Genomic DNA, 17,833 nt, shown 5'->3' on the forward strand with positions numbered 1-17,833 from the left:
GAACGTGGCAGCGCGAAGGAGTGTTGCGCTTGGCGACAGGGCATCCGGACCACCACACGGCTCAGTATGAGCCTGATAGCAGGCACCACTACGGGACTACGCAACCGCTGAAGCGCAAAAAAGCCCCTCACGTTGCGGTGAGGGGCTTTTGAGTGGCCCCGTTTGGATTCGAACCAAAGACCGACTACTTAGAAGGTAGTTGCTCTATCCAGCTGAGCTACGGGGTCGAAAACGGGGCGGGAAAAATGTCGGGGTGGCAGGATTCGAACCTACGACCTCCTGCTCCCAAAGCAGGCGCGATACCGGGCTACGCTACACCCCGAAAAAAAATAATGTTGAGTTTAGAAAGTTTCCTACTGGGTGGAGCCCCAATGGGACGCTTTCGCAACCCAACATTATCAGTGGAGAAGGGGGGATTCGAACCCCCGGTAACCTTTAGAGCTACGGCAGTTTAGCAAACTACTGGTTTCAGCCACTCACCCACTTCTCCAGGCTGGTTTCGCTTCCGTCCGAAGCGGGTGCAAATATACGGGCGGAACTGAATTAGCCATACCCTGAGCGAAAAATTTATCTTTGGGACGATTTAAGAGTTCCCACGCTGCCACCTTTGCCGGTGAGGCACGTGGCCCCGCCCCTTCCGAATCTTTTACTAATTCCCGTTTGCTAACCTGGGCGTATCCTGATTTTGTGGCGGCCGGCCTGGCGTTGTTGCTGGCGCTGGGGCTGCTGGCGCGGCACTGGCAGCGAGCGGGCCGCGCCGGGCGGGCACTGGGCACCCGGGCCCGCCACCGCGGGTGGAAGCTGACGCTGCGCCTGCTCACCGGCGCGGCGCTGCTGGCGGCGGCGCTGGGGCCGTCGCTGGGCGTGAGCCAACGCCCGGTGCGCACCGCCGGCAAAGACGTGTGGCTGCTGGTAGACGTATCGCGCTCGATGGACGCCCCCGACGTTGCTCCTTCCCGCCTGCTGCGGGCGCAGGCCGAGTTGGAAACGCTGGTGGCGCAGTTTCCGGCCGACCGGCTGGGGCTGGTGGTGTTTGGGGCCGAAGCCGTGGTGCAATGCCCGCTCACTTACGACCAAGCAGCCGTGCAGGTATTCATTCGCACGTTGCGCACGAGCCTGCTACCGGCCGGGCCCACTACCCTGCGCGAGCCCCTGGAACTGGTGCTGAAACGGCTGAGTCCTCAGGCCGGCACGCCCCGCGCCACGGCCCTGGTGTTGGTGAGCGACGGCGAAGACTTTGGCGAAAACCTGGAGCCCGTGCTGCGCGAACTAGCGCGGGCCGGGGCGCGGGTATACACGGTGGGCGTGGGCACGGAAAAAGGCAGCACCATTCCCAAACCGGGCGGGGGCCTGGTGCGCGACGGCAAAGGCCAACTGGTGCAAAGCCGCCTCCGCGAAGCTCCGCTGCTACAGCTTTCGGCCCAAACCGGCGGCCAGTACGTGGAACTTAGCAACCAGCAAAACGGCTTCGAGCCGTTGCTGCGCTTGCTGCGCAACATGCCCGGCGTGGCCGAGCAAGTGCGCACCGTGGCCGTGGCCGACAACCGCTACCGCTACCCGCTGGCGGTGGCCCTGCTGCTGCTGGCCCTCGACGTGGCCCTGACCCTAACCATTATTCGCCCGTGAAATACGTTGCGCTGGTGCTTTTGCTGATTGGTGGACCGGGCTGGGCGCTGCTCACCGGCGTGCGCGACCGCAACGTGGCCGTGCGGCGCGGCACCGTGGCTTACCAGCGCGGCGCGGCGGCGCGTGCGGCCCACGCATTTGCCGCGGCGCTGAACGCCAACGCCCGCGCCAAGCCCGACCCGCGCCTGGTGCTGAACCTGGCCCACGCCCAAACCCGGGCCGGACAGCTGGCGCCCGCTGCCAGCACCTATAGCCGGCTCCTGACCGCCACGCCCCCGGCCTTGAGCAGCGTGGCCCGGCAGCAGTTGGCGGTGCTGGCAGCGCAGCGGGGCGAGCTGGCCCAGGCCGTGGGCCTGCTGCGCCAGGCCTTGCTGCTGGACCCGCGCAATGAAAGCGCCCGCTACAACTACGAAGTGCTGACCGATTACCTGGCCCGGCGGCCCAACAGCCCCCAAATAGCGCCGCCCCCGGCCGAGCCCAATCAACCAAAGAACAAGCCGGACAAGTCGGCCCCCGAGAAAAACGGCAGCGCCCCCAACCAGTCGGCCACCAAGGAAGGAACGGACCGCAAAGGCGAAACCAACGACCAGCAGCCGAGCCCCGCGCCACCCACCAGCCCGCCCCAAAGCCGCGCGGCCCCCAACGGCCAACCCGACAACCAGCGGCCCTCCCCCGCCCCGGGCGCGGCGGCAACGGGGGGGCAGGCGCCCGGCTCCGGCCCCGCCGCGCCCCTGCCCACGGGCGAAACGCCCGGCCAGCAGCGCGGGCTGGACCGCAGCGCCGGTTCCTCAGCCGAATCTGGCCAGGGCCGCAGCAACCGCCCGGGCACCGAAGCCGCCGCCCCGGCCGACGTGCAGCTCCAAACCCAGCGCGAACGCCTGCAAGCCATGAACCTGAGCCCCGCCCAAGCCCGCCAGTTGCTCGAAACCCTGCGCGCGCAGGAGCAGCAGTACCTACAGCAGTTGGCGCGACCGACCGAGCGCAAGCCCGACCCCAATAAGCCGACCTGGTAATTACGTCCTAAGCGCAAGCAACTTGCGCCACCAACTAAATCCGACTAACGCCTGTTAGGCAGTTGTCGCGTTTGGGGGTTCTAAATCCGTACTTTTGCGGCCAGATTCATCCTCCCACCCCACTTCAAACATTTCGGTATGCAAACCAAAGAAGTTGTCATTATTTCCGCTGTCCGCACGCCCATTGGGTCTTTTGGCGGGGCGCTGGCGTCGTTGTCGGCCACCGAGCTGGGCGCCATTGCCCTGAAGGGTGCCCTCGACAAAGCCGGCGTGGCGCCCGCAGAAGTCGAGCAGGTGATTATGGGCAACGTGATTTCAGCTAATCTCGGCCAGGCCCCCGCCCGCCAAGCCGCCAAGAAAGCCGGCCTGCCCGACACCGTGGAATGCACCACCGTAAACAAAGTGTGCGCCTCGGGCTCGAAGGCCATCATGTTTGCCGCCCAGGCCATCATGCTGGGGCAGGCCGACGTGATTCTGGCCGGCGGCATGGAGAGCATGAGCAACGTGCCCTACTACCTCGACAAGGCCCGCTTCGGTGCCAAGTACGGCCACGGCCAGATGATTGACGGCCTGGTGCGCGACGGCCTCTGGGACCCCTACCACGACTACGCCATGGGCAACGCGGCCGAAAACACGGCCAAGGAAATGGGCATCACCCGCGAGGAGCAGGACGCTTTCGCCATCGAGAGCTACACCCGCAGCGCCGCCGCCGCTAAAGCTGGCAAGAAGAAAGACGAAATTGTGCCCGTGACCATCGAGAGCCGCGGCAAGACCACCGTCATTGAAGACGACGAGGAATACCTGAAAGTAGACTTCGCCAAAGTGCCCGGCCTGAAGCCTGCCTTCATCAAGGAAAACGGCACCGTGACGGCCGCTAATGCCTCCACGCTGAACGACGGCGCCGCCGCCGTGCTGCTGATGAGCCGCGAGAAGGCCGACGCCCTGGGCCTCACGCCCATCGGCCGCATTCTGGGCTTCGCCGATGCCGAGCAGGCGCCGGAGTGGTTCACCACGTCGCCCTCGCTGGCCATCCCCAAAGCCCTGAAAAACGCCGGCAAAACCGCCGCCGACGTGGATTTCTACGAAATCAACGAAGCTTTCTCGGTGGTGAGCCTGGCCAACAACAAGCTGTTGAACCTGGAAGGCACCAAGGTGAACAAATACGGCGGCGCCGTGAGCCTGGGCCACCCGCTGGGCGCCTCGGGCGCGCGCATTGTGACCACGCTGATGAACGTGCTCAAGAACGAGGGCGGCAAAATCGGCGTGACGGGCATCTGCAACGGCGGCGGCGGCGCCAGCGCCATTGTGGTGGAAGCGCTGTAATTGTTTCTGTCTTTGACAATCGAAGAGCCCCACCGAAAATTCGGTGGGGCTTTTTTTGGCCCGACTTTTAGAGACTATTTCCCATCGCACGGAAAATCCCTTTTCTGCGTTCTTGCGCCTATGAAATATTTGGTTCCTTTTTTCTTTTTGCTGCTGGCCCTGCCCTCGCACGGCCAGCGGCTGAAGCGGTTTATTTCCTACTACGACTCGCTGAAAACCAACAAGCGGGAGGTGTACACGGCCCTGGTGGCCGCCGATACCGTGCCGCAGGGCACGTACAAGCGCTTTTATCGCAACGGCAAGCTGGAGCAGCAAACCAGCTTCACGCAGGGCAAGCGCGATTCGGCCTACGTGGAATTTCACCCCACGGGCACCCGGCGGCTGGAGGCTACTTATAAGGACGGCATCCGGCAGGGCCCGTTCAAAACGTATTACGACGACGGCCACGTGGCCCAGGCCGGCTTCTTTGAAAACGACGAGCCCAACGGCGAAATCACCTACTACCACCCCGACGGCTCGGTGAAGCTGCGCACCACCCTCGCCAAAGGCCAGCCCAACGGCGCCCTCAAAGCCCTGTACCCCGACGGCAAGACCCAGGCCGAAATCAGCTACGTGGACGGCCAGCCCAACGGCGCGGTGAAATTCTACTACCCCAACGGCGTGGTGCAGAGCGAGGGCAGCTTCTCGAAAGGCCTGCTGTCGGGCCCTTACAAAACGTATTACCCGAATAGCCAGATTGAGGTGGAAGTGCTGGCCGACAAAAACGGCCGCGGGCGCTACCGCAGCTACTACATGAGCGGCAAACTCCAAACGGAGAGCACCTACGCCCCGGCCCCGCTGGTGCAGCGCGCCGTGAAAAACCCGCTGGGCGACGACCTGACCAAGCGCGCGGCGCCCGTGAGCGGCACGGCCAACCTCGACGGCCCGGCCACCAGCTACTACGAGAGCGGGCAGGTGAAATCGAAGATGACGTACCGCAACGGCGTGCTCATTGGGCACGGCATCGAGTACTTCGAAAACGGCCACCCACGCGAGGAAACCGACTACGCCAACGGCGGCAAGGACCGCAAAATCACGCGCTACCACGACGTGGCCGGGCAGCTGAAGCAGGCCGAGGAGCAATACAAAAGCGGCCGGCCGGCCGGCACCTGGCGCGAGTTTTACCCCGATGGCAAGACGCCCCGCAAGGTGGAAACCTACGGCCCGCAGGGCAAGCTGGTGGGCGAACGCCTCACTTACTACGAGAACGGCACGGTGCAAAGCCGGCAGCCTTACCTAAACGGCTTCATGGCGGGCGTGGCGCAGGAGTACTTTCCCTCGGGCAAGGTGCGCAAGGAAACCACCTACGTGCGCAGCATGATTCAGGGCCCGTTTAAGGAATACCGCGAGGACGGCACGCTGGCCGTGAACGGCCTGTACCGCAACAGCAAGCAGAGCGGCGTGTGGACCTATTACAAGGAAGACGGCAAAACCGTGGACCGCACCGTGACCTACCGCAACGGCCAGCAGGTGACGGACCCCGTGCACCAGCCCAAACCCAAGCCCAAGGCTCCGGTGAAGCGGCACTGAGGCCGGCGCGGCGGCTAAAAATGAATACCCGTGCAGTGAAAAGCCCCGGCCGTCTGGTTGGGGCTTTTTGCTTTTACTCGGAAAAAGGTGAAAATATCGGGCAACCCTGGTGGGGCAACTTGCATCTGTATCCTCAGTTCCGCACCGCTCCCTGCAGGTAGCCGGAAGAAGCAGCAAAAATTTATTGCGGCTTACTAATTGATTTTCAGAAGTTCATCACAGCACTGCTTTTGCTTAACGAAAAATTATTGCTTTAGTACCTTGCGTTACAAAGTACCTGCTTTACATTTGTTCTGTTCTTAGCCCAGTAGCTGAGCTAAGCGGGTACCCAAGATGACCCGCTAGCCCGCTGCTTCCACTCACCGAAGTTTGGGCGGCCGAATTGCCCATCACCCAGCGGAACCGCGGCCGCTGCCTGCGCCGGGCAACTCCCCCACCCACCTCACCTTCCATTTTCTGCACCATGAAAACTTTTTTCACCGCTTCTGCCCTCTCCCTTGCCGGCCGCGTGCTGCGTGGCGCGGCCCTGGTTTCGCTGTTGCTGCCCTTGGGGGCGGCGGCCCAGACGGGCGGCCCGGGCAGCGTGAGCGGCAGCCTGCTAGAAGACGGCTCGGGCAAGCCCGTGCCATTCTCCGACGTCGTGCTGCTGCGCTCAGCCGATTCCACGTTTGTTACGGCCGCTCAGACCACGGAGCAGGGCGCTTTCCGGGCCGCCGGCCTGCCGTTGGGCACCTACCTGATGCGAGTGCAGGACCTGAACTACAAAGTGTTGCGCCGCCGCTTCACTTTGACCGAGGCGGCACCCGCGGCGCAGTTCCCGGGCCTGAAAATGATAGCTGCTACCGCCACAAAGCTCAGCGAAGTGGTGGTGACGGCCCAAAAAGCCACCGTGGTGGAAGAGTTGGGCAAACGCGTGATAAACGTAGAAAAAGACCTGGGCAGCGTGGGCGGCACGGCGGCCAACGTGCTGCAAAACGTGCCCTCAGTGAGCGTGGACGTGAACGGCACCGTGAGCATGCGCGGCACCTCCAACGTCACCATCCTCATCGACGGCAAGCCCGCTGGCGTGAGCAACGGCGGTACCGGCGGCCAGCGCCTCGACCAGATTCCGGCCTCGCGCATTGCCCAGGTGGAGGTCATCACCAACCCCTCGGCTAAGTACGATGCGGCCGGCGGCGGCGGGGTCATCAACCTCATTACCAAGAAAGAAACCAAGAACGGCACCAATGGCACGGCCGCGCTCAACCTCGGCACCGCCGACAAGTATAGCGGCAACCTCAATCTGAGCCGCAAGCAGGGCAAAGCCACTTGGAGCGCCGGCTACAACGGCCGCGACGTGAGCTACCGCAGCAAAGGTCACTCCGAACAAACCGCTTTGCTCGGCACCGAAACGGTGCGCACCACCCAAGTGGCTACCGGCATCGAAACGCACCGCAACCACAACGTGCGGGTGGGCGTGGAACTGGCCCTGCCCAAAGACCAAAGCCTGAGCCTGAACGTGGCCCCCGGCTCGGAAGTGAACCTCGAAGGCGAAAGCCAGGACCTGACCCAGCAAACCAACAACGGCGCCGTGCAGCGCGCCCGCGGCCGCCAAGACCTCGACGTGCGGGTAAACATCCTGAACTTCGACGGCAACTACCGCCGCACCTGGGCCGAGCACAAGGGCCGCGAGCTGAGCGCCAACTTCGGCGGCGTGGTGATTGACGCCAACGTGCCGGTGGTGCAGCGCCAGTACGTGGAGGCCGGCTCAAGCGGCGCCCCGCAGCCCGGCACCCGCCAGCTGCTGAGCCTGCTCGGCACCGTGCAGTTTGCGCAGGTGGACTACACCCGGCCGCTTGCAACCGGCAAAGGCCGCCTCGAACTGGGCGCCAAAATCGAACACCAGACCAACCGCGGCGCCAACAAATTCGGCTACGCCACCAGCGAAAGCCGCCCCGACGACTTCGTGGACGACCCCAACCGCTCGCTCGACTACACCTCCGACCAACTCATTCCGGCCGCGTACGTCACCTACCAGCGGCCCCTCGGCGCCAAGTGGAGCGCGCAGGCCGGCCTCCGCTCGGAGTACACCATCCTGAGCGGCACCATCCAGGGCGGCGTGGGCATCCAGCAGCGCGGCAGCTTGGCCCAGGACTACCTCAACTTCTTCCCCTCGGCCACCCTCAACCGCGAATTTGGCAAGGAGCCCGGCCAGAACCGCCTGCAGCTGAGCTACGCCCGCCGCCTCAACCGGCCCAACTTCATGCAGCAGTTGCCGCTGGCCATTTACCAGGACCCGCGCAGCTACCGCCTCGGCAACCCGCGCTTGCGGGCCGAATTTAGCCACAACATCGAGCTGGGCCACCAATTGAACTTGGGCCAGGCCACCATCACCAGCACCGTGTTTGCCCGCATCACCACCAACAGCATCCAGCGCCTGCGCTTCGTGGACACCACCGCCACCCGCCTCGCCGGCCCCGGCGCCGGCCTCGTGACGGCCGAAACCTACGACAACCTGGGCACCACCACCAACCTTGGCGCCGAAATTAGCCTCAACCAGCCCTTGGCCAAGTGGTGGCGCCTGAACGCCAGCACCAGCCTCTACCGCGCCCAGATTGCGGGCAACGGCATCGGCAACAACCGCACGGCCCTGGTGGGCACCGCCCGCCTCGCCAACAATTTCACCCTGCGCCCCACCCTCGACGTGCAGCTGAGCGGCAACGTGCGCTCGGCCTCGCTCACGGCCCAGGGCCGGCAGCTGGCCTGGGGCCAGATGGACATCGCCCTGCGCCAGCGCCTGTTCTCGGACCGCGCCGCCCTCACCCTGCGCGTGTCGGACGTGCTGAACACCAGCTCCTACCGCACCGAAATCGAAACCGACGCCCTGACCAGCACCCGCTACGCCAAAGACGAAACCCGCGTGGGCTGGCTGGGCTTCACCTGGTACATCGGCGCCAGCAAGGCCAAGCCGGGCCGCATCGAGGCCGCGCCCCAGGGCGGTGGCGGCTTCGGCGGCTGAGTTACCCCGTTTTCCCTTCCCTGATACCACCCCGCTTTTCTCTCCTTCTTTCTGCAAACAGCCCCGTCGTCGGTTGGGTCCGGCGGCGGGGCTTGTCGTTACCGGCGAGTCGCCCCTGCGCCTTCGAGGCCATGGGCAGGCACCGGGTGCCCGCCGCTTTTCTGGCTGGCTGGCTGGCTGGCTGGTGTAATGCCCTGGCACTTTCGGAGATTTACCACCCGGCCTGCCGCCATCAGCCAGACGGTACCGGCGGTTTGCGGCGGGCGGTGCTTTCTTTGCTGCCGCTTGATTTTTCACCTTTTTACACCTGCAAGACCCGTTTTCATGAAAACACCTCTCCCCCTTACCCTGGCACTGCTGCTGGCCGCCGGGGCCGCCACCGGCCAAACGCCGGGCAAAGTCAAAATCAAAACCAAGCCGGGCCGCAACGCTCCAACTGCCGCGCCGGCGCCCGCCGCAGCCCCCACCGACTGGTCGGTGACCTACGCCCAAACCATCACCCCGGCAGGCTTAAAGTCCGACCTCGATGTGCTGGCCTCGGATGCCTACGAGGGCCGCGAAACCGGCAAGAAAGGCCAGAAGATGGCCGCCGACTACATAGCCAAAGCCTTTGCGGCCGACGGCTTGGCCGGCCCGGTCGCGGGCTCCGACAACCCCTACATCCAGCACTTCGGCATGAAGCGCACCTCCCTCGACCTGGCCGGCAGCACCGTGAAGGTGGGCGGCCAGACCTTTCAGGGCAAACGCGACTTCTACGGCGTGATGACCGACGACTTCGCGACTGCGGCTCCCCTGCAGCCGGTGTTTGTGGGCTATGGCATCAAGGAAGAAAAATATTCGGACTTCGCGGCCCCGGCCGACTACAAAGGCAAAGACATTATTCTGCTGGCCGGCGAGCCGTTGAATGCGCAAGGCAAGTCGCTGCTCGGGGCCGAGGGCAAGCCCAGCGCCTACGCGCCGGCGTCGCTGGAGGGCTTGGCGGCCCGCCGCAAATCCATCTTCCCGCTCGGGGCGCGCACTATTTTCGTTGTAATGCCAACGGCAGCGGCCTATGCGGCCGTACCCAAAACCTTCGAGCAGATTATGGGCCACGAAGACCTCACCTTCGATGGCGAAGAGAAGAAAAAGCAGGGGTTCAACATCCTCGTGGTGTCGCCTGAGCTGGGCGCCAAGCTGCTCGGCACCACCCCGGCCGGCCTCGACAAGTACCGCCAAAGCGTGGCCAAGGCCGGCAAGGCGGTGGCCGCCCCCTTTAAGCCCGTGGCCACCGCCACCGCCCAGGCCAAACTAAACACCGAGCCCTTCACCACCGAAAACGTGCTGGGCTACCTCGAAGGCGGCGACAAAAAGGACGAACTCCTCGTGGTGTCGGCCCACTACGACCACCTCGGCGTGAAGGACGGCGTGGTGTTCAACGGGGCCGACGACGACGGTTCGGGCACGGTGAGCGTGCTGGCCATGGCCCGCGCCTTTTCGCAGGCCAAGAAAGAAGGCCACGGCCCGCGCCGCAGCATCCTGTTTCTGGCCAACACCGGCGAGGAAGAGGGCCTGCTCGGCTCGCAGTACTACACCGACCACCCCGTGTTCCCGCTCGAAAAGACGGTGACCGACCTCAACATCGACATGGTGGGCCGCGTCGACAGCCTGCACCAGGGCAAGGGCGACTACGTGTACCTGGTGGGTGCCGACCGCCTCAGCACCGAGCTCAACGCCCTGAGCGAGGCCACCAACCAGCAGTACAACCCGCTGGCCCTCGACTACAAATACAACGACCCGGCCGACCCCGAGCAGATTTACTACCGCTCCGACCACTACAACTTCGCCAAGCACAACGTACCCATCATCTTCTACACCAGCGGCTTGCACCCGCAGTACCACAAGGCCACGGACGACGTGGAGTTCATCGACTTCCCGGCCATGGCCCGGCGCGACCAGCTCATCTTCCACACGGCCTGGGCCCTGGCCGAGCGCGACGCCCGCGTGGCCCTGAAGCCCGAGTTTGTGAAAACCAACTTTGCGCCCACATCCGCTGACCTCGACCGCTACGCCGGCACCTACGCCAGCCCCCAGATTCCGCTCAAAATCACCTTCACCCGCGAGGGCAGCGCCCTCAAGGCCCAAGCCACCGGCCAGCCGGCCTTCACGCTGGAAGCCGTGAGCCCGGGCGTGTTCAAGTTCGACCCGGCCCAGTTGCGCGTAGAGTTTTCGCCCGAGCAGCCCACCTTCAAGCTGAAGCAGGGCGGCGGCGAATTTGAATTCAAGAAAGAGTAGTTTCTCGCCTTCCTTTCTGCAAGCAAAGCCCCGTCGTCGGTTTGGTCCGGCGGCGGGGCTTTTTGGTGGGTATCCGATTGGAGGCGGTGCGTCAGCGCACGGCGTACACGCGCTGCACGCGGCGGTCGGCGCTGAGCTGCTGGGCCACCAGCGCGGTATTTACCTGGCCCAGGCCTGGGTCGTCGAGCACCCGCTGCAGGGCCAGGTTGAGCTTGGCGGCCGTTTTGCGGCACAGCGGGCGGGCGCTGTTCAGGTTGAGGCACAGGCCGTCGATGCGCTCCTGGTACACGAGTTGGTCTTGCGCGTTGTAGAAGCGCACGATGGTGAAGTCGCGGGTGGTGAGGTTGGTTTCGAGGTTCCAGTAGCCCGCCGTGGTCACGGCCGCCGACTGGGCGTTGGCAGTCGCTGCGCCTGCCAGGAGCAGCGCCAGCCCAAAGAATTGAGAAAACAAGGGTTTTTTCATAGCCAGGCAAGGAAAAAAGGTGAGAAGAAACGATGACGCGTGGACTCGGCGGCGGCCGATGCGGCCCGCTCTGCCCGCACCGCGCCTTAGGCGGCAGGAATGGGCTGCTCGGGGTTTGCCTTGAAAAAGGCGCTGGGCGCTTGCCCGGTAAACCGCCGGAACTCGCGAATCAGGTGGGCTTGGTCGTAGTAGCCACAGGCGTAGGCCACGTCCTGCCAATTGGGGGCCGGGCTGGCGGCCAGCAGCCGAAACGCGTGGTTGAACCGCACCAAGCTGGCGTACAGCTTGGGCGCCGTGCCTACTTCGGCCAGAAAGCGGCGTTCGAGCTGCCGGCGGCTCAGGCCCACGCCCTGGGCCAGCGCTTCGATGCTGACCCGGCCCTCTTGCCGTAAAATGCTGCCGGCCACGGCATCAACGGCGTCGGGCAGCGCAGTGGTGTGGGCCGCGTGGGCCAGCAGCAGCTCGTCGGCCGCCGCCGGCCACGCCACGTGGCTGCCGGCCTCCTGCATGCGGTGCAGCAGGGCATCGACGAACGCCAGCGCGGCCTCGCCCGGCTCGGCCCGGGCAGTTCGCCCCTTGGCCGGTGACACGCCAAACAGATGATACAAGCCGGCCGGCCGAAAGAAAATGCTCAGGCCCTCGTCTCGGTCCGGCAGCCGCAGCCATAGCATTCGCCGGGCAAAACCCAGCGGGTCTTGGGCAGAAAAGGGGGGCAGGTCGGCGGGGGGGCTATGGGCCGTGGCGGCGGCCGGCGGCCCGGGTTCGGGGTCGTTGTGCCACAGCCCGTAGCACTCCACGAAGCCGCTCAGCTCCGGCGAAGGTGAAAATGCCGTGATGTGCATATCTGTCTGCGGGGCCTTGCCCAGTTTCAACCACATGCCGCTCCAACCCGGCCCTTGCGACAACTCAAGACAAATTTATAATATTAAAAACATTGAATATTGTACAAATGCGACATTGCTCGATTTTGTGGTGAGGGTGACTTCGCATTGGCCACGACCTAACTTTGCCGGCGTTATGCAAAAACCGAGTATTCCCAAGGGCACCCGCGATTTTGGCCCCGCCCAGGTGGCGCGCCGCCAGCACATTTTCAATGTCATCCGCCGCACCTTCGAGTCGTTTGGCTTCGCGCCGCTCGAAACGCCGACGCTGGAAAACCTATCCGTGCTCACCGGCAAGTACGGCGACGAAGGCGACCAGCTGCTGTTTAAAGTGTTGAACTCCGGCGACTTTGCCAAAGACGTGACGGCCGAAGACCTGGCCGCCGGCAGCAAGGCCCTGCTGCCCAAAGTGGCCGAAAAAGGCCTGCGCTACGACCTCACCGTGCCCTTTGCCCGCTACGTGGCCATGAACCGCGGCACGCTCACTTTTCCCTTCAAGCGCTACCAGATGCAGCCCGTGTGGCGCGCCGACCGCCCCCAGCGCGGCCGCTACCGCGAGTTTTACCAATGCGACGCCGACGTGGTGGGCACCGACTCGCTGCTCTGCGAAGCCGAAATCGTGCTGATGATGGCGCAAGTGCTGAGCGGCTTGGGCCTGCACGACTTCACCATCAAAATCAACCACCGCGGCGTGCTGCGCAACATCTACCAGGCGCTGGGCGGCGAGGGCCGCGAAACGGACTTGTTCGTGGCCATCGACAAGCTCGATAAAATCGGGCGCGACGGCGTGAGCAAGGAGCTGCTCGAACGCGGCTTCTCGGCAGCCACCATCGAGACGCTGTTTGAGCTGCTGACGGTGGAGGGCAGCTACGAAGAGAAGCTGCAGCGCCTGCTGGCCGGCTTCGTGACGGCCGGCGTGGAGCCCGACGGCGTGCGCCCCACCACCCCCGACGTGGAAGCCGACTCGCCCGAGCCGCTGGCCAACTACCGCGGCCTCACCGAGCTGGCCCAGGTGCTGGATATTCTGCGGGCCTCCGGCTTCAAGCAGTTCGACCGGCTGGAATTTGACCCCACGCTGGCGCGGGGCCTCTCCTATTACACGGGCTGCATTTTCGAAGTCAAAATCAACAACGTGCAGATGGGCAGCGTGAGCGGCGGCGGGCGCTACGACAACCTCACCGGCTCGTTTGGGCTGCCGGGCGTGTCGGGCGTGGGCTTTTCGTTCGGCGTCGACCGGCTTTACGACTGCCTCGAAGCGCTGGACTTGTTCACGGTGACCTCGGAAACCCCCACGCGGTGCCTTATCACGCACTTCGACGTGGCCAGCGGCCGGGCCGCGCTGCCCCTGCTGACCGAGCTGCGCGCCGCCGGCATCCCCAGCGAGCTGTACCCCGACGCCAGCAAGCTGCAGAAGCAGTTCAAGTACGCCGACGCCAAGGGCATTCCGCTGGTCATCATCATGGGTCCGGAAGAAGCGGCGGCCGGCGTCGTGAAAATCAAAATCATGCAAACCGGCGTGGAGCGCGTGCTGCCCATGGGTGAGGTGGTGACCGCGCTTACGGCGGAGTAAGGCTGTCGTCAGAGAAAGAAACCCAGCCCGTCGTGCTGCACCAAGGCGCAGCACGACGGGCTGGGTTTCTTTGTTCGGCAACTCTCCCTCGCCTATTCTACTGCTACGCGCTGGCTCACCGGCTGCCCGGCCACAGTGGCTCGCAGCACATACAAGCCTACCGGCAACCCCCGCACCGACAGCGGCTGAGCGGCGTCGGTGAAAACCCGCACCAAGTCGCCGCACCCGTTATAAAGACGCAGGCTGTTAGGCTTGGCAGCAGCAGGAAAGCGGAGGTGCAACTCCGTAGTGGCAGGGTTGGGATACGCCTCCACCCCAAGCGCCGCGGCCAGGCGCTCGGTGGAGCTGAGCAGCGAGCCCGAGCTCTGTATGCGGCCCGCGCAGATGTCGCGCCCCGTAGGCGCTGGCCCCGGCGACGACCAAAACACCTGCACCGAGCCATTGGGCTGCCCCACGGGCACGTAGTCCAACTCGTAAGGCCGATTATCGGCCACCGAGTGCAGCACTAGGCCCGGGGCGGCAAAAGCCACGGCGCCCGTCGGCAAGATTTTCTGGGCGCGGAAGTTGGCCGCGTTGGCATCGGTGCTGTAAAAAGCCATCACCGCGCCGTTGTCGGATGGCGCCAGCTTGGGGCGCGGATACCCCGCGGATAACGAGTATACGGGCACCCCGCCGGCCGCCCAAGCCAGCGTGCCGGCGGCGTCAATCTTTTGGGCATAACACTTATAATCGAAGTTGCCGCTGCCTCCGCGGGCGTCTTCCCATATCATCCAAAGCGCGTTATCGTGCCAAATGGCGTGGGGGTTGGTTTGGTACGCGGGGTCGGTGCTCAGGGCCACGTAGCCGGGGCTGGCCCAGCCCAGCGCACCACTTGGTAACACCTTCGATGCCAGCGGGTCGCCGCCGTTCGACGTCCAGGCCACGTAGAGATTGTTGGCCGGGTCGGTGAGGAGTTGCCAGTCCGAACCGCGCCCCGAGGCGCCGCCCGCCGAGATGGTGGTGTAAGTGGCCCAAGCCGCCCCGCCGGCTGCGGTAAAGCGCTGGGCATAAATGGGCGAAGACAAGCCACCGGCGCTGGCCACCAGGTAGAAGCCATCGGCCCCGTCGCCCACGGTGTGATAGTAGTCCGAAGCAAAAATGCCGACGGGCAGCACTTGCACCTGCCGGTCGTTATTGGGGAAGCTCAGCACGCCCGTCGGCCCTACCTTATTGAAGGTAAAGCGGGCGCTGCCCCCGTTCAGGGCCAGGGCGTGGGTGATGGTGGCGCCCGTGCTGGTGGGAATGATGTTGAGTCCCTGTTCGCTTTCGTAAATAACCGTGGGCAGGGTGCGGTAGGCCACCACGGTGGGCGTGGACCACTGCGGCACGCCGGCCGCGCTGTAGTATTGGCAGCGCACGGTGTCGCCGCCCACGCCAAAGGCGCCTTGCACCCAGGCCACCAGCATCCCGCTTTGCCAGGGAATGGCCCGCAGGCCGAAGATGTCGCGACTGCCCGCCTGGAACAAGCGCAGGCCATTTGTGGGCAGCAACGGCACCCCGGCCGCGTTGAGGCGCTGGGCATAAATGCCGGTGCCCAGGCCGGAGTTGTTCCCGTTGCGCTTGTCAATCCAGACAACGTAGGAGCCGCCTGCACCGTCGGCGAAGGCTTGCACGCCGAGTTGGTAGTTGGGCACATTGCACACGAACTGGGTTTGCGCAGGCGTGGTAGAAAATTGCGCCCGCGCCGGGAGGACCACCGTAAGCAACAAAGAACTCGTCAGTAGATTGAGCAAGAGCAGCGTAGCATGTTTCATCGCAGGTACAATTAGGTAAAGTGCCTTGAGTAAGTGTCAATCGGCAAATACGCCAACCAGATAAATATAGTAAATTTTATATAAGACGAGTTGTTTTTCGATAAGCAGTTGTTACACAATCTACTCAGCAGAGGGCGCGTACGCGCGGCTTATGGTAACGCGGGGCCATTTGTTGGGCGAGCAGCGCATGGGCTTGGGCGGCGGTTGGGTCGCTCAGCACCTGTTGCAGCAGTGGGTGGGCGCAGGTGCTTGGTGCACCAGCGCGTCTTGCGCATCTTAGAAACGCACGGCGGTGTAGTTGTGGGTGGTGAGGTTGGTTTCGGCGTTCCAGTCGCTGGGCCGCGCGGCGTGGGCGTGGCCCAACTGCGCAAGGGCGGCTTCCGTGGAAATAACTCTATTTTTGCGGTCACCCCCTTTGGTTCCTCACCCACCCCCGAATGCCCACCCATACCATTTCGCCCGCGCAGCCCCTCACCCTGGCCGCGCTGGCCACCGTGCTGGCCGACGGCCGGCCCGTGCAACTTGGCGACGACGCCAAAACGCAAATCGCCACCTGCCACGAATACCTGCACCAGCGCCTGACGCACGATGACCAGCCGATTTACGGCATCAACACCGGCTTTGGCTCCTTGTATAATGTGAGCATTGCGCCCGAGCAACGCGCCCAGCTGCAGGTCAACCTGATGATGTCGCACGCCTGCGGTACCGGCGCCGAAGTGCCGCAGCCCCTCGTGCGCCTCATGCTCTTCCTCAAGGCCCAGAGCCTGAGCTACGGCCACAGCGGCGTGCAAGTGGCCACCGCCGAGCGCCTCGTGGCCATGTACAACCGCGAGCTGCTGCCCGTGGTGTACGAGCAGGGCTCCTTGGGCGCCAGCGGCGATTTGGCCCCGCTGGCCCATCTCTGCCTGCCGCTGCTGGGCCTGGGCGAAGTGAACTACCAAGGCTACCGCCTGAGCGCCGCCGATGCCATGAGCCTCTTCAGCTGGGACCCGCTGGCGTTGCAGGCCAAGGAAGGCCTGGCCCTGCTGAATGGCACCCAGTTTATGCTGGCCTACGCCGTGGACGGCGTGCTGCGCGCCCAGCGCCTGGCCGACGCGGCCGATGTGATTGGAGCGCTTTCGACGGAGGCTTTTGGCGGCTGCACCGACCCGTTTAATGCCAACCTGCACCGCATCCGGCCGCACGCCGGGCAGGTGCTGGTGGCCCGGCGCCTCTCGGAGCTGCTGGCCGGCTCGGAGCTGCAAACCCAGCCGCGCCACGCCGTGCAGGACCCCTACTCTTTCCGCTGCCAGCCGCAGGTGCACGGCGCCTCGCGCGACGCGTTGGCCTACGTGGCCCAGGTGGTGGAAACCGAGTGCAACTCCGTGACCGACAACCCCAACATCTTCCCCGACGAAGACCTGATTCTGAGCGGCGGCAACTTCCACGGCCAGCCCCTGGCCCTGGCCCTCGACCATCTCGCCATTGCCGTGGCCGAGCTGGGCAGCATTTCGGAGCGCCGCACCTACCAGCTCATTTCCGGCCAGCGCGGCCTGCCCACCTACCTGGTGGCCGAACCCGGCCTGAACTCCGGCCTGATGATACCGCAGTACACCGCGGCCAGCATCGTGAGCCAGACCAAGCAACTGTGCACTCCGGCTTCGGTCGACAGCATTGTGAGCAGCAACGGCCAGGAAGACCACGTGAGCATGGGGGCCAACGCCGCCACCAAATCGCGCCGCGTGTTGTACAACGTGGAGCAGGTGCTGGGCATCGAGCTGATGACGGCGGTGCAGGCCCTGGCGTTCCGGCGCCCCGGCCGCACCTCGCAGGAGCTGGAGCGGGTGGTGGCCGCCTTCCAGCAGGAAGTGAAATTCGTGGGCCAGGACCGGGTGCTCTACCCCGACTTACACAAAGCCGCCGCCTTCGTCCGTAAGTTTGACTGGCAATAAGCCGGGGGCTTTTTTTGTAGTGCTGCTGCCCAGGCATGTACTATACGGACCCGGCCTGAATTTTGCGCGCGGCAAATACCGCTGTGCTTACCCCGCGTACTGAACGCTGATGATGAAGTTGGTGTACCGTTTTTGCTTGTTTGTTGCTGTGGTGCTGGCGCCTACGTGCGCAGCGTGGGCCCAAACCTCTGTATGCGCATCCACGCCCCAACCAGCTTGCTCCTTTCTGGCGGTCGACATCCAAACCTCCCAAGTTGTAGATGCCTTTTGCGTTGGGCGCTCCGTACGATTTGAACAATGCCCAGGTCGGAATATTCCAACTACTCAACTCTACTACGGCGTTAAACCAGGTACCGGGGCTGCGGCTGCCGACTATCCTGGCTGCGCTCCGCCCA

The 17,833-nt window shown here is 64.4% G+C and carries 11 protein-coding genes and 3 tRNA genes; 8 read left to right on the forward strand and 6 right to left on the reverse strand.

All coding sequences use genetic code 11. The features are described 5' to 3' along the window. Positions 1-153: 153 nt before the first annotated feature. The 3 genes from JAO73_RS12475 to JAO73_RS12485 all read right to left on the reverse strand — a co-directional run bounded on the left by JAO73_RS12475 (position 154) and on the right by JAO73_RS12485 (position 490). Positions 154-227, reverse strand: a tRNA-Arg gene (locus JAO73_RS12475). A gap of 21 nt (positions 228-248) precedes the next feature. Then, positions 249-322 (reverse strand) — tRNA-Pro (locus JAO73_RS12480). Between the two features lie 80 nt (positions 323-402). Further along, positions 403-490, reverse strand: a tRNA-Ser gene (locus JAO73_RS12485). A 170-nt stretch (positions 491-660) separates the two neighbouring features. On the opposite strand from JAO73_RS12485, the gene JAO73_RS12490 reads away from it, so the two are divergent. The 6 genes from JAO73_RS12490 to JAO73_RS12515 all read left to right on the forward strand — a co-directional run bounded on the left by JAO73_RS12490 (position 661) and on the right by JAO73_RS12515 (position 10,800). Further along, a complete protein-coding gene (locus tag JAO73_RS12490) occupies positions 661-1,626 on the forward strand; it encodes a VWA domain-containing protein (protein WP_198977361.1) in 966 nt (321 codons plus the stop codon). Then, on the forward strand, positions 1,623-2,639 hold the full coding sequence (locus tag JAO73_RS12495; RefSeq protein WP_198977362.1) for a hypothetical protein: 1,017 nt from the start codon (positions 1,623-1,625) through the stop codon (positions 2,637-2,639). Before JAO73_RS12490 ends, JAO73_RS12495 begins: the two co-directional genes overlap by 4 nt. A gap of 138 nt (positions 2,640-2,777) precedes the next feature. Further along, positions 2,778-3,962 carry an acetyl-CoA C-acyltransferase gene (locus JAO73_RS12500; protein WP_198977363.1) on the forward strand — a complete coding sequence of 395 codons (1,185 nt, stop codon included), beginning with the start codon at positions 2,778-2,780 and terminating at the stop codon, positions 3,960-3,962. Positions 3,963-4,082: 120 nt separating this feature from the next. After that, complete coding sequence (locus JAO73_RS12505; RefSeq protein ID WP_198977364.1) at positions 4,083-5,531, forward strand: toxin-antitoxin system YwqK family antitoxin; 1,449 nt, start codon at positions 4,083-4,085, stop codon at positions 5,529-5,531. A 463-nt stretch (positions 5,532-5,994) separates the two neighbouring features. Then, positions 5,995-8,529, forward strand: a complete 2,535-nt coding sequence (locus JAO73_RS12510) for an outer membrane beta-barrel protein (protein ID WP_198977365.1) — start codon at positions 5,995-5,997, stop codon at positions 8,527-8,529. Between the two features lie 324 nt (positions 8,530-8,853). Next, complete coding sequence (locus tag JAO73_RS12515; RefSeq protein ID WP_198977366.1) at positions 8,854-10,800, forward strand: M28 family peptidase; 1,947 nt, start codon at positions 8,854-8,856, stop codon at positions 10,798-10,800. 91 nt (positions 10,801-10,891) lie between these two features. Here JAO73_RS12515 and JAO73_RS12520 read toward each other — a convergent pair whose 3' ends face one another. After that, a complete protein-coding gene (locus tag JAO73_RS12520; RefSeq protein WP_198977367.1) occupies positions 10,892-11,263 on the reverse strand; it encodes a hypothetical protein in 372 nt (123 codons plus the stop codon). Between the two features lie 86 nt (positions 11,264-11,349). Next, positions 11,350-12,105 carry a helix-turn-helix domain-containing protein gene (locus tag JAO73_RS12525; RefSeq protein WP_198977368.1) on the reverse strand — a complete coding sequence of 252 codons (756 nt, stop codon included), beginning with the start codon at positions 12,103-12,105 and terminating at the stop codon, positions 11,350-11,352. Positions 12,106-12,280: 175 nt separating this feature from the next. Here JAO73_RS12525 and hisS point away from each other — a divergent pair, with 175 nt between their 5' ends. Then, positions 12,281-13,714, forward strand: coding sequence for a histidine--tRNA ligase (gene hisS / locus JAO73_RS12530; protein WP_198977369.1), 1,434 nt, complete (start codon positions 12,281-12,283; stop codon positions 13,712-13,714). Between the two features lie 92 nt (positions 13,715-13,806). Here the strand turns inward: hisS and JAO73_RS12535 are convergent, their stop codons facing one another. Then, positions 13,807-15,507 carry a T9SS type A sorting domain-containing protein gene (locus tag JAO73_RS12535; RefSeq protein ID WP_198977370.1) on the reverse strand — a complete coding sequence of 567 codons (1,701 nt, stop codon included), beginning with the start codon at positions 15,505-15,507 and terminating at the stop codon, positions 13,807-13,809. A gap of 437 nt (positions 15,508-15,944) precedes the next feature. Here JAO73_RS12535 and hutH point away from each other — a divergent pair, with 437 nt between their 5' ends. Beyond that, a complete protein-coding gene (gene hutH, locus JAO73_RS12540) occupies positions 15,945-17,438 on the forward strand; it encodes a histidine ammonia-lyase (RefSeq protein WP_198977371.1) in 1,494 nt (497 codons plus the stop codon). The last annotated feature ends 395 nt before the right edge of the window (positions 17,439-17,833 follow it).

This window comes from Hymenobacter miniatus (assembly GCF_016427455.1).
Lineage (GTDB): Bacteria > Bacteroidota > Bacteroidia > Cytophagales > Hymenobacteraceae > Hymenobacter > Hymenobacter armeniacus.